Here is an 11,972-nt window from a genome sequence, read left to right as displayed (position 1 = left end):
TTTCACAGACCGCACCGATGACCGGTGCTTCTTTTAACAGATTGACGGAGCGAAGCGATCTCCGCATTCGACGTTGAACGTTCGATGTTCACTGTTCGACGTTCAAATAACCATTTGCCGGCTGAATGGCTCGCCGGACCGGTCCGAACCCCTTCGGGTCGCTCGGGCTTAGCCCGAGGTTTAATTTACTGCAATTAGTTTCGCCTTTTTTTCCTTCGGGCGCCTCAAGTAAAACGCCATCAGGGTTCCCGCATGGCGCCCCTGTGGATGACGCTCCGGCATGAGCGTTTTCAGCGGAATGCATCAAAAATCCTTCAGGTCGGCTTTCCTCTTCAGGATATCCATCTGTCCGGCTGTCAGAACCTTGGAAAGGGCTGCCTCGGCGTTCTGATATTCCTTTTCCATATCATCGGCAAACCGATCTTTGATCAGATCCTTCTGCCGGCCGAACCGCTGGCGAATCGTCTCCATCCGCTTCTGCGTGGCGTGGATAATCGCCTGGCTCGTCTTGGCCTGTTCGGGGGTCAGATCGAGTTCGGTTTTCAGCACTGAAAACAGCGATTCGCCGTCCTTTTTCATGGATCCCGGCGAATGCATGCGCTTGAGGTGCGCTTTTATTTTTTGCACCGTGGCATCCAGCTGTTCTTGCTGGCTCGGATCCAGTTTCTCGCGGATTTCCTGAACATGGGTGTCAAACAGACGGTCAAACTCCGGTCGGGATTTTTCCAGCAGGGCCAGAAATCCGGCCTGCATGCGGTCGAGAATCGGAGTTATTTTCGCTTCCTGGTCGGCAGACAGGGACATCCGCCGGAGCTGACGCTGGAGAAAATGAATTGGCGGAGGGGGCCTTTTGGGGTCGGCAAACCCTTTAATGCGCTGTTTGACGACCATTCCGGTCCCCAGTGAACCGACAAGACCGCCGAGAATGAAAATAAGAAGAATTCCGGCAATGGCTTTCCACTTGTTCATCGGCCCCTCCCCTATAATTCAAAGGGTTGTATCAGACTGTAACTGACCGGGTTGTCCATTGCCAGCGCAGCGATTTCCATATCCGGACTGATGCCGCTCAGGAAAATCCACACACCCATTAACACAATAAAAACACCGGCAACCGGAGCCAGGCGCCACAGGTACCGCTGGAACAGCCACATCAGCGGACTGAATTCCCCCAGGTTGGGTTCCGACTTGCGGATGCGGCGCAATACATTGGCGCGCCAAACCGGATCCATGGAACCCGTCCCCTGATCAGGGGATTTCCGGTAGACGTCCCTGAACACCCGTTCCAGGATTGCATATCGTTTTCGATCATGGGTCATCGGTCCCTCCTGTGCTCATCCATGAGCCCTTCGATAAGTTCCTTCAGCTTCTTGCGGGAACGGTGGGCTCTGACCTTTACGTTGACGACACTCCAGTCCAGCAATTGGGCGGCCTCCTTGGTGGTCATCTCCTGGAGGTGGACCAGTTCCAGCACCATGCGATCTTCCGGGCTCAGCCTGGAGAGCGCCCAATCCAGGACCTCCCTGGCCTCCTTTCTTGCCAGCCGGCGTTGGTAGTCGTCACTGCCCTGCCGGGCCGACATCTTATCGATCCAGTCCTGCTGCGCCATCGACAAGGTGCTGACGGCGGTCTCTTTGCATCGGTACCGTTTTCTCCAGAAATCGTAACAGGTTCTCACGGCAATGGAAGCCAGCCACGCCCCGAAGCCATCTTTATTCCTGCAGGTATCCAGCGACCGGTAGGCCCGGATAAAAACATCCTGCAGGACATCCTGGCGTGCTTCATCGGGGATGTGGCGTCTGACCCGGTTGAGGACCGCGGCTTCATATTTGATCATCAACAGCTCAAAGGCATTGGTGTCGCCGGCGATGACACGATCGATGACAGCGGCGTCATCAACGGTTGTGGACGGTTTCTCGTGTTTCGCAGGGTTGGCGGTCATGTCCTCTGGATACCCTGAAAACGATGCTTTGCCAATAAGATTGAACCCGTCCTGCGGCAAAACCCGGTGGGCGCACCGGCTTCATGGTTAAACCGATCCGCACGTTATCTGTAAAGTCGTCCAGACCGGGAGAAAGGTTACGCCGTTTCCGGTTTTTTGGAAAAAGAACGGTCCTGGCGGCGTTTTTTCTGAAAGGAACAGCATTAAAATGAACCCGAACTGAAATGTTTGTAACTTACCGGCTCCCTCGGGCGACTTATCCTCTGAAAGCCGGGCAAACAACCCAGGCCGACCCTTGAGGGCCTCGTAAAAAGTCTCCGATGTGTCATTCCTGCGAGGGCGGGAATCTATAACTATACAAATCTTATGGATCCCCGCATTCGCGGGGATGACAATTAATCTGAGATTTCGACTTTTTACGATTCCATCAACCCTGGCCTGCGCCACATTGCGGAGAGGACGGATGGAACGAAAAACAGAAAAGAATGCCGGATCGAGCAGAAACCGCTATCGGCAGTGGGCGACCCTGTCCCTGGTGCTGCTCACCGTTGCCGGTTGCGCCGCTGTCGGTCCCGATTACGTCAGGCCGGACATCAAGACCCCCGCTCAGTGGGACACCGTTGCGGTGGACGCGGATACGATTGGAAAAATGGATCCGGATACGGCTGCCGCCTGGTGGCATACCCTGGACGACCCGGTACTCAATCGCCTGATCGACAGGGCGGCGACAAGCAACCTGGACGTCAAGTCGGCGCGTTCACGCGTCCGGGAAGCCCGGGCCCGCCGGGCAAAAAGCGCTGCGTCGCAGTTGCCGGGAGTGGATGCGACCGCTTCGGCAAAGTCACGCCGAAGCAGCGGGGAAACCGGCTCGGCAGCATCTTCCGAATTATATTCGGCAGGGTTCGATGCCGGTTGGGAGATTGACCTTTTCGGCGGGGTGAGGCGTTCGGTGGAGGCGGCTCAGGCGGACATCGAGGCCGGGGTCGAGGATTTTAACGACGTCATGGTGACGCTGCTCGCCGAAGTGGCGCTCAACTACATCGATGTGAGGACCTATCAGGCGCGCCTTGCCGTATCGGCGAAGAATATCGACGCGCAGCAGGAGACATGGGAGATCTTACAAACCTTGTTTCAGGCGGGTATGGGCGACGCGCTGGCTGTGGACCAGGCCCGCTACAACCTGGAAAGTTCCCGCGCCAAGGTCCCCGATTTGAAAATGGGTCTCGCCGAGGCCATCAATCGTCTGGTCGTGCTGACCGGCCAGCCGTCGGAAAATCTTCGCCGGATGGTCGCCGAAATCCGATCGATCCCCAGGGCAACCCTCAAACTGGCCGTGGGTGTCCCGGCCGACCTGTTACGACGGCGCCCCGATGTCCGCAGGGCCGAGCGGGAACTGGCCGCCCAGACCGCCCGTGTAGGCGAAGCCGAGGCAGCCCGCTACCCGACATTCACCCTGAACGGTTCCATCGGGTGGGAAGCCCTGTCCATCGGCAACCTGTTCTCTTCAACCAGCCGAACCAGCTCCTTTGGACCGGCGTTCAACTGGCCGATTTTCGACGGCGGTGCCCTTCGCGCCAACGTCCGGGTGCAGGGCGAGCTCCAACAGCAGGCCCTTTTGAGCTACGAGGCCAGCGTCCTCAATGCCGTCGAAGAGGTGGAGAACGCATTGGTGGCCTACGTCCAGGAACAGCAGAAATACGAATCATTGGCCGCAGCCACAAATTCCGCACGCTCGGCTTCGGATGTGGCCGTAAACCAATACACCACCGGCCTCATCGGGTTCAGCGACGTGCTGGACGCCCAGCGTTCGCTGCTCTCCTTTGAAGATCAACTGGCCCAAAGCCGGGGGGCGGTTCTGTCCAATCTGGTTCGGTTGTATAAGGCCCTGGGGGGCGGCTGGCAGTCTTTCGAACAACCATCATTTTCTGATTCATCGGACGACAGGGGTTAATAGATATGGAAAACGAAACACAAATTCCCATCGCAAGCATGCTGGGACTCGATGAACCGGTCGATGGCCGCAAACGGAGAAAACGCGTTTTCGTCTATGGGGCAATGGTCATCGTCGCGACGGCCCTGGTTGTCATCTGGAGCCTCAGGAGTACCGCGACAACCGTACAATACAAAACGGAGCCGGTCACGCGGGGAAACATGGTGGTTACCGTCACGGCGACCGGCAACCTGGCGGCCACCAACCAAGTGGATGTGGGCAGCGAACTGTCCGGCATTATCAAAACCGTGTCGGTGGACTACAACGACGTCGTGACGGCCGGTCAACCCCTCGCCCGCCTCGACAGTGCCAAATTCGCGGCTGCCGTAGGAAAGTCAAAGGCGGAAGTGGCTTCCGCCGAAGCCGGTTACCTGGAAGCCGTGGCCACACGCAAAGAGAAGGAAAAAACGCTGCAGCGCTATCGCAAAACCCGGGAACTGACCAATGGAAAGATGCCGTCATTGGAAGATCTTGAAAAGGCCGAGGCGGATCTGGAACGGGCCCAGGCAGCCATCGTCAGTGCATCGGCCGCCATCGACAAAGCGGCCGCTTCACTGAAAGCGGATGAAACCGACCTTGAAAAAACCGTGCTCTATTCGCCGATCAACGGGATAGTGCTCAGCCGCGATGTCGAACCCGGCCAGACCGTTGCGGCCTCCCTGCAGTCGCCGGTGCTCTTCACGCTGGCCGAAGACCTTCGCCAGATGGAGCTTCAGGTGGATGTGGACGAAGCCGACGTCGGTCAGGTGAAGGAAGGGCAGACGGCGGTTTTTACCGTAGATGCCTACCCGGAGCAAAGCTTCAACGCCCGCATTACCCAGGTAAGATACGGCGCGGAAACCACGGACGGCGTGGTAACCTACAAAGCGGTCCTGAAAGTGGAGAATCCCGATCTTATCCTGAGGCCCGGGATGACCGCCACCGCAGAGGTCACCGTGCTCAGGATCGACAACGCGGTGCTGGTGCCCAACACGGCCTTACGGTTCACGCCTCAACGCGATCAAAAGAAAAAGAAATCCAGAGGCGTAATCGGGTCGCTCCTGCCGGGTCCACCGCGAAGAAGCCCATCCGGAAAGGCCGCCGAGACACCTGGCCGGAACCAGCCCCATGTATGGGTGCTGAAAGACAATCTCCCCTCCCCCGTAGCGGTTTCGCGGGGAGCCACCGACGGGGTGCGGACCGTCATCACATCCGGCGACCTGCAGCCGGGAATGGGTGTGGTGGTCAGTGCGGTGAGCAATGATGGGTGATCCAATGCAGACGAGAGGCCAGACGGCACGAGATCTGATTGAATTTAAAGAGGTTACCAAACGTTACGGGAAAGGACAGGCGGCCATTCGGGCGCTTGACGGGATCGATTTCAGCATCCGCCAGGGGGAATTCGTGGCCGTGATGGGGCCCAGCGGGTCCGGCAAGTCCACCTGCATGAATATTCTGGGCTGCCTGGATACACCCAGCAGTGGGTCTTATCTCTTCGACGGCGTAGCCGTAGGCAACTTGTCACAGGACCAGCGGGCCATCCTGCGCCGCCACTGTCTGGGATTCATTTTCCAGGGATTCAATCTGCTCAGCCGCACCTCGGCCCTCGAAAACGTCGAACTTCCCCTGATCTACCGCAAGGTGCCTGTACGCGAACGCCGAAAAATGGCCCGGGAAGCGCTGGCCACGGTCGGGTTGGAAAACTGGTGCCACCACACACCGGGAGAATTGTCAGGTGGGCAGCAGCAGCGGGTGGCCATCGCCAGGGCCATCGTCAGCGAACCCCGGCTGCTTCTGGCCGACGAACCCACCGGCAACCTGGATACCTTGCGCAGCCGGGAAATCATGGAGATGCTCGCCGGATTCAACCGGGAACAGGGCCTCACCATCGTCATGGTAACCCACGAGACGGAGATGGCGGCATACGCCGACCGGCGGATACACTTTCTGGATGGCCACCTGGTCGACCCTACCCATACAATGGAGGGGGCATGATGTTCTGGGAAACCTATCTGCTAGCCCAGCGCGCCATCCGACGGAACGTGCTGCGATCGTCGCTGACGGTTCTGGGCATCGTCATCGGCGTCGCCGCGGTCATTGCCATGGTCACCCTTGGCAGCGGGGCGACGGCAAAAGTTACCGGCGACATTTCCAAGCTGGGAAGCAACATGCTTCACGTCCGTCCGGGGCAGGGAATGCGCGGCCCGGGGGGGGCGCGCGCCAGTGCGGCGCCCTTCAAGGTCGAGGACGCCGACGCCATCGAGCACACCGTGGCCGGCCTCAAGGCCGTGGCGCCGACGGCGACTGTCGCGAGCCAGGCGATCAGCGGCAGCGCCAACTGGTCCACGTCGGTGACGGGAACGACCCCTGCGTTCCTGGACATCCAGGGCTGGCAGTTGGAGGAAGGCCGGTCCTTTACCCCTGGAGAAGTGAAGTCCGGAAAAGCCGTCTGCCTGCTGGGTCAAACGGTGAAAAAACAACTCTTTGAAAACGATGCCGCTGCCGGTTCGGCCATCCGTCTGGGAAAAATTGCGTTCAAGGTGATCGGCACGTTAAAGGAAAAGGGGCAGTCCAGCTTTGGCACCGACCAGGACGATATCGTCATTATCCCGCTGCGGACCCTGCAGCGGCGGATGAAAGGCAACACCGACGTCAGCGCCATCATGGTTTCCGCATATGACGGTGTCTCCACCGAAACCGTCAAGGCCGATATCGAACGCCTGATGCGTGAGCGCCGCGGCATTAAACCCAACGCTGACGATGATTTCCACGTCCGGGACATGAAGGAAATTATCGACACCCTGACCGGAACAACGACGGTTCTGACCGCATTGCTGGCCGCCGTAGCCGGCGTGAGTCTGCTGGTGGGGGGCATCGGGATCATGAATATCATGATGGTGTCCGTCACCGAGCGCACCCGCGAGATCGGCACCCGGTTGGCCATCGGCGCACTGGCACGGGACGTGTTGATGCAGTTTCTGGTGGAATCGGTGGTGCTGTCTTCCTTCGGCGGGATAATCGGCATTGTTTTGGGACTTGGCGCCGCCGGTGTCGGGGCACGCCTGATTGGCGTACCCTTTATTTTCAAACCCGGCATCGTAGCCGGTGCCTTCCTGTTTTCCGGTGCTGTGGGGGTCGTTTTCGGATACTTTCCCGCCAGACGCGCTGCGCGGCTCGATCCGATAGTCGCCTTGCGTTATGAGTGATTCTGGCATGGCACAACGGCATCCAGCAGTTTGTAGGAGCGGCTTCCAGCCGCGATAAGATGGTCAACGGATCAGTGTTAAGTTTTAAGTAAAAAGTGTTAAGCAAAGGTATTCTATCGTTTTCTATAAAAAATAGATCCGATCCGCCACTTAACACTTCAAACTTAACACGTTCACAAGGCAAACCTGGGGTTACTTTTTCCTCTCCAAATTGATCTTTGTGGAAATCCTATTCCGCTTTTTCCCGAATGCCCGGTGCCGGTCGGTTCAGCGTTCCTCAAGAAGCTCTCCTCGCGTGCTGACAACCACCTGCCGGTTGGGCAGGTTCACGCCGGCTTTTTCCATGCCCTTTTTCACGATCATGGGCAGGCCGGAACAACAGGGCACTTCCATGATCAGGGTGGTGACGCTTTTCACGCCGGCGGTTTTAAAAATATCGGCAAATTTGTCCACATATTCCTGAACATCGTCGAATTTGGGGCACCCCAGCATAACGGTCTTTCCTTCCAGAAAATCCCGATGCAGGCTGGGAAAAGCCACGGGCACGCAATCGGCCACGACCAGCAGGTCGGCGCCTTTGAGGAAGGGTGCCGTGGGCGGGATGAGGCGGATCTGAACCGGCCAGTGGGTCAGTGCGGAATCAGTCTTTTCAAATGTTTTTGGCGTGTTGGCATTCTGGCAGCCGGCTGCGGGCGCAAAACTCTGGATCTGGGTGGATGGGCAGCCGCAGGGCATGGTCTGCTTTTCTTCTTGTCCCTGGTGCGCCTCCAGGTGTGCTTCCACCGCCGCTTCGTCGAAATCTTCGGCTTCACGTTCGATGATCTTCAGAGCGTCCTGGGGGCACTCGCCGAGGCAGGCGCCCAGGCCGTCGCACAGGTTGTCGGAGATCACCCTGGCTTTGCCATCAATGATTTTCAAGGCACCCTCGGCGCAGGAAATCACGCAGTTGCCGCATCCGTCACAGCGTTCTTCATCGATTTCAATGATCTTTCGGGTCACTTTCATGATTTTCGCTTCCTCTTTTACCGCCGGTTGCCCGGGGACATTCATATATGGGTTCGACGCCATGCAAATAAGTCGGTAGTCATCAAAGCAATGTTTTGCGGGCCTCAGACCGGCCGCTTTCCGTGAGAAATTTCTCGGCGATGATCGTTTCGATCTTCTCCGGTTGCAAGTCGTTTTCCTTTTTGCGGTCTTCCAGGTTGGCAATCCAGTCCGCATCGTAGAGTACTTTGAAGTTCAAGGTCTCTTGCTCCCGCGGATGATGATGGTGGCCGACGATGTCGCACACCTCTTCCACCAATGGCGGTTTGGCCCCCAATTTTTCCAGGATCTCGCGGGCCACGGCCGGCCCCTCCTGCTCCTGGAAACAGGCCTCGCTGCTGCCGTGTTTCTTCTCCGCCTCGACGATGCCGATGTCGTGCAGGTAGGCCGCACACAAGACCACCGCCGGGTTGCTTCCCTCGCCCCGACCGATGCGTTCGGCATAGCGGGCCACCCGGGTGGCATGGCCGATGCGTTTGAAGTCCCTCCGGAAATAGCGTTTCATCTCGATGGCCACCCGGTCCTTGAGCAGGTCTTCCTTTTGGAGCAAAAATTCTTCCGGCAGGGTACCGATGCATTGTTCGGCATACTGGCAGTAGGCCGCACAGCCGAAATCCATGTCCGGGTTGACGAACCGGTGCTGGCATGTGGGGCATTTGCGGGCCGTATCGTCCTTGAAGAACTCAACGTTGGCACCGCATTGGGGGCACGGCACCTCGTAGATGGCGCCGGGTTTCCAGTAGAGGGTGTCCTGTCCGGGGCATTTCATAATCGTTCTCCGTGGTTGTCTTTAGGATGCGCGGCTGCCGGTTATCCGGCAGCCGCGCATCCTCTAAAATCAAGGCTGCGTATACGTATTCGCAGGGTTGGGATCGTTTCTTGGTGGCATCCGTGTTCGTCCAGAGATGGTGGATTGTTCCGGATTTCGAGGCGGACGGCGGATTCGAACCGGAGGAATATATGAAATATTTCGAGGATTCGAAACCGCCGCCCAACACTGAAATCGGGTGCAAGATGCCGTTTCTGGACGGACACGATCTATCCCAGGATGGCTTTCAAGTCTTCATCCGGTGTGCCAATGGGCATAATGTTGAAGTTTTTCACCAGCACGTCCAGCACGTTGGGGGTGATGAAGGCCGGCAGGCTGGGCCCCAGGCGGATGTTCTTGATGCCCAGGTGCAGCAGGGAGAGCAGGATCACGCAGGCCTTCTGCTCATACCAGGAAAGGATCATGGACAGCGGCAGGTCGTTGACCCCGCACTCGAAGGCGCCGGCCAGGGCCACGGCAATCTGGATCGCCGAGTAGGCGTCGTTGCACTGGCCCACGTCCAGCAAGCGGGGGATACCGCCGATGTCGCCCAGGTCCTTGTCGAAAAAGCGGAACTTGCCGCAGGCCAGGGTCAGTACCACGCAGTCCTTGGGCACTTTCTCGACGAACTCGGTGTAGTAGTCGCGGCCCGGCTTGGCACCGTCGCAGCCACCCACCAGAAAAAAGTGGCGGATGGCCTTGTTCTTGACCGCCTCGATGACCGTGGGGGCCACGCCCATGACCGCGTTTCTGGCAAAACCGACCATGACCTGCTTGCCGGGGACGTCTGCCGCAAAACCGGGCAGTTCCAGGGCTTTTTTGATGGCCGGGGTAAAGTCCTTGTCGACGATGTGGGTGACGCCGGGCCATCCGACCAGCCCGGTGGTAAATATGTTCGCCTGGTAAGACTCCCGGGGCTTTTGGATGCAGTTGGTGGTCATGACGATGGCGCCGGGGAAGGCGGCGAATTCTTTGGCCTGATTCTGCCAGGCGGTGCCGTAGTGGCCGTAGAAATGGCCGTACTTCTTCAGTTCCGGGTAGCCGTGGCAGGGCAGCATCTCACCGTGGGTATACACGTTGATCCCTTTGCCCTGGGTCTGTTTCAGAATAATCTCCAGGTCCTTGAGGTCGTGGCCGGAGACGAGAATCGCCTTGCCCTTCTTGGCGCCCAGGGGCACGGCGGTGGGAACGGGGTGGCCGTAGGTACCGGTGTTGCCGGCATCCAGAAGCTCCATGGCCCGCAGGTTCACCTCACCGCATTTCAGGGCCAGGCCCACATAATCGTCGATGCCCAGGCGGTTATCCAGGGTGGCGGCCATCGCCTCGTAAATATAAGCGGAGATCTTTTGGTCTTCCTGGCCCAGGATGTGGGCATGGTCGGCATAGGCTGCCAGGCCCTTGATCCCGTAAATGATCAGTTCCCGCAGGGAGAGGATGTCCGGGTTGACGGTCGGATCGGATTTGACGCCCACCTTCTCACCCTGGGCCACCATGCCGGCCTGGTCCGCTGCCGGCACGAAGGTGGCGGGGCCGTCGGCGAAGGCCACATTGCCGCCGGCGGCCTTGACCTTGGCTTTGAGCGCGTCACGATGCGTCACGGCGTCCTTGACCAGGGTGACGAACCGGGCCGGGTCGAAATCCACATTGGTCAGGGTGGAGAAAATGGCTTCATTGGTGAACTGGTTGACGGCCGGGTCGCTGACATCGACCCTGGCCCCTTCCACCGCCACCTGGGCGATTCCTTTAACCGCATAAATGAGAAGGTCCTGAAGGGCCGCGACGTCGGGCTGTTTGCCGCATACGCCGATTTTTGTGCATCCTTCGCCTTTGGCTGTCTGCTCACATTGAAAACAAAACATGGTGTTGCCTCCTTGATGGTGGGTTGTCTTAGAGATCCCTATCGTTGCCGTCATTGGTGAATGGGTCATTGCGGCCGAACCCATTTTTACCGCGTTAATCCTCTTCTACCCCTTTCGTTTGGCTTTGCCTTTGACCTGTGTCAAAATTTCAATTTTTTTTTGGACGGCACTTGCCGCACGTTGATCGTCCTTGTACATAGGTCAGGGCCGGGCAATGCACCTTGACTTATATCAAGAATCCAAGCAAACTTATCATTTTGAAAACAAACGTTTTTCCGAAAATGTCAGCAACAGGTCAAAAAAAGAAAGGCAGTTCGTAGGCAATGCATCAGGATTTCATAACGGCAGGTCGTCGATGCTTTTAATCATAGTGGCGAATTTCTGCATTGCAACCGGAAAACCCGAGCAGGACGGTGACTGATGAAAAAAATCAGCCGGATTCTATCGATCACCCCGCTTTTCAAGGGATTGTCGGAACAGCAACTCGACGAAATCGGCACCATCGCCATCGACCGACACTACCATCGGAACGAATCGATTTTCACGGAGGGCGAGACGGCGGACGGGTTCTATATCGTCGCCGACGGTCAGGTGAAAATCTTCAAGACATCCCTGGACGGCAAAGAGCAGATCCTGCACATCTACGGTCCCGGCAACCCCTTTGGCGAAGTGCCGGTCTTCTCCGGCTCCCGGTTCCCGGCCAACGCCCAGGCACTGGTCAAGAGCCGGATCCTCTTTCTGCCCAGAAATGCCTTTGTGCGCCTGATTACCGCGAACCCGTCCCTGTCCATGAACATGCTTGGCGAGCTCTCCATGCGCCTGCGGCAGTTCACCATCCAGATCGAGAATCTCTCTTTGAAAGAAGTCCCCTCCCGCCTGGCATCCTACCTGACCTACCTGTCCAGGGAGCAGGAGAACCCCGACCACGTCACCCTGGATATTTCCAAGGGACAGCTGGCCAGCCTGCTGGGCACCATTCCGGAGACCCTGTCACGAATTTTTGCCAAAATGTCCGCCCAGCACCTGATTCGGGTCGACGGAAAACAGATCCATCTCCTGGACCCCCTGGGGCTGGAAGATCTTTCGGCAGCGGGAAAACTCGCGGAGTGAACTATCTCGGACGCCCAATTTAAAGTGTCGACAAGGG

11 protein-coding genes are annotated in these 11,972 nt (G+C 57.9%); 5 read left to right on the top strand and 6 right to left on the bottom strand.

Annotated elements, in window-relative coordinates; translation table 11 throughout:
- Positions 1-303 precede the first annotated feature (303 nt).
- Genes ACHZBS_RS18860 through ACHZBS_RS18850 form a run of 3 tightly spaced genes read right to left on the bottom strand, consistent with a single transcriptional unit; the run spans position 304 to position 1,939 of the window.
- On the bottom strand, positions 304-969 hold the full coding sequence (locus tag ACHZBS_RS18860; protein ID WP_319408075.1) for a hypothetical protein: 666 nt from the start codon (positions 967-969) through the stop codon (positions 304-306).
- Between the two features lie 11 nt (positions 970-980).
- The gene (locus ACHZBS_RS18855) at positions 981-1,316 is read right to left on the bottom strand and encodes a hypothetical protein (protein WP_319408074.1); all 336 of its coding nucleotides are present in this window, start codon (positions 1,314-1,316) and stop codon (positions 981-983) included.
- On the bottom strand, positions 1,313-1,939 hold the full coding sequence (locus tag ACHZBS_RS18850; RefSeq protein WP_319408073.1) for an RNA polymerase sigma factor: 627 nt from the start codon (positions 1,937-1,939) through the stop codon (positions 1,313-1,315). The genes ACHZBS_RS18855 and ACHZBS_RS18850 overlap by 4 nt, the downstream gene beginning before the upstream one ends.
- Before the next feature lie 463 nt (positions 1,940-2,402).
- Between ACHZBS_RS18850 and ACHZBS_RS18845 the strand changes: the two genes are divergently transcribed.
- Genes ACHZBS_RS18845 through ACHZBS_RS18830 form a run of 4 tightly spaced genes read left to right on the top strand, consistent with a single transcriptional unit; the run spans position 2,403 to position 7,114 of the window.
- Positions 2,403-3,890: an efflux transporter outer membrane subunit gene (locus ACHZBS_RS18845; protein WP_319408072.1), complete on the top strand. Its 1,488-nt coding sequence runs from the start codon at positions 2,403-2,405 to the stop codon at positions 3,888-3,890.
- 5 nt (positions 3,891-3,895) lie between these two features.
- Entirely contained in the window at positions 3,896-5,179 is a 1,284-nt protein-coding gene (locus ACHZBS_RS18840; protein WP_319408071.1) for an efflux RND transporter periplasmic adaptor subunit, read from the top strand.
- Positions 5,180-5,183: 4 nt separating this feature from the next.
- Positions 5,184-5,903, top strand: a complete 720-nt coding sequence (locus ACHZBS_RS18835) for an ABC transporter ATP-binding protein (RefSeq protein WP_319408070.1) — start codon at positions 5,184-5,186, stop codon at positions 5,901-5,903.
- Positions 5,900-7,114: an ABC transporter permease gene (locus ACHZBS_RS18830; RefSeq protein WP_319408069.1), complete on the top strand. Its 1,215-nt coding sequence runs from the start codon at positions 5,900-5,902 to the stop codon at positions 7,112-7,114. Before ACHZBS_RS18835 ends, ACHZBS_RS18830 begins: the two co-directional genes overlap by 4 nt.
- A gap of 267 nt (positions 7,115-7,381) precedes the next feature.
- Here the strand turns inward: ACHZBS_RS18830 and ACHZBS_RS18825 are convergent, their stop codons facing one another.
- The 3 genes from ACHZBS_RS18825 to hcp all read right to left on the bottom strand — a co-directional run bounded on the left by ACHZBS_RS18825 (position 7,382) and on the right by hcp (position 10,825).
- Positions 7,382-8,119 (bottom strand): 4Fe-4S binding protein, encoded by a 738-nt coding sequence (locus ACHZBS_RS18825; protein ID WP_319408068.1) that lies wholly within the window; start codon positions 8,117-8,119, stop codon positions 7,382-7,384.
- Positions 8,120-8,201: 82 nt separating this feature from the next.
- Positions 8,202-8,927: an HD domain-containing protein gene (locus tag ACHZBS_RS18820; protein ID WP_319408067.1), complete on the bottom strand. Its 726-nt coding sequence runs from the start codon at positions 8,925-8,927 to the stop codon at positions 8,202-8,204.
- 269 nt (positions 8,928-9,196) lie between these two features.
- The gene (hcp, locus tag ACHZBS_RS18815) at positions 9,197-10,825 is read right to left on the bottom strand and encodes a hydroxylamine reductase (protein WP_319408066.1); all 1,629 of its coding nucleotides are present in this window, start codon (positions 10,823-10,825) and stop codon (positions 9,197-9,199) included.
- A gap of 420 nt (positions 10,826-11,245) precedes the next feature.
- Here hcp and ACHZBS_RS18810 point away from each other — a divergent pair, with 420 nt between their 5' ends.
- A complete protein-coding gene (locus ACHZBS_RS18810) occupies positions 11,246-11,935 on the top strand; it encodes a Crp/Fnr family transcriptional regulator (protein WP_319408065.1) in 690 nt (229 codons plus the stop codon).
- The last annotated feature ends 37 nt before the right edge of the window (positions 11,936-11,972 follow it).

Origin of the sequence: uncultured Desulfosarcina sp. (genome assembly GCF_963664155.2) — a bacterium.
Classification (GTDB): domain Bacteria; phylum Desulfobacterota; class Desulfobacteria; order Desulfobacterales; family Desulfosarcinaceae; genus Desulfosarcina.
The sequence above is the reverse complement of the archived record's forward strand: the minus strand, read 5'-3'. Positions and strand labels throughout refer to the sequence as shown.

Coding starts and splice junctions, on each gene's coding strand:
- ACHZBS_RS18860 (WP_319408075.1), bottom strand. CDS start 969: ATGAACAAGTGGAAAGCCATTGCCGGAATTCTTCTTATTTTCATTCTC.
- ACHZBS_RS18855 (WP_319408074.1), bottom strand. CDS start 1,316: ATGACCCATGATCGAAAACGATATGCAATCCTGGAACGGGTGTTCAGG.
- ACHZBS_RS18850 (WP_319408073.1), bottom strand. CDS start 1,939: ATGACCGCCAACCCTGCGAAACACGAGAAACCGTCCACAACCGTTGAT.
- ACHZBS_RS18845 (WP_319408072.1), top strand. CDS start 2,403: ATGGAACGAAAAACAGAAAAGAATGCCGGATCGAGCAGAAACCGCTAT.
- ACHZBS_RS18840 (WP_319408071.1), top strand. CDS start 3,896: ATGGAAAACGAAACACAAATTCCCATCGCAAGCATGCTGGGACTCGAT.
- ACHZBS_RS18835 (WP_319408070.1), top strand. CDS start 5,184: ATGCAGACGAGAGGCCAGACGGCACGAGATCTGATTGAATTTAAAGAG.
- ACHZBS_RS18830 (WP_319408069.1), top strand. CDS start 5,900: ATGATGTTCTGGGAAACCTATCTGCTAGCCCAGCGCGCCATCCGACGG.
- ACHZBS_RS18825 (WP_319408068.1), bottom strand. CDS start 8,119: ATGAAAGTGACCCGAAAGATCATTGAAATCGATGAAGAACGCTGTGAC.
- ACHZBS_RS18820 (WP_319408067.1), bottom strand. CDS start 8,927: ATGAAATGCCCCGGACAGGACACCCTCTACTGGAAACCCGGCGCCATC.
- hcp (WP_319408066.1), bottom strand. CDS start 10,825: ATGTTTTGTTTTCAATGTGAGCAGACAGCCAAAGGCGAAGGATGCACA.
- ACHZBS_RS18810 (WP_319408065.1), top strand. CDS start 11,246: ATGAAAAAAATCAGCCGGATTCTATCGATCACCCCGCTTTTCAAGGGA.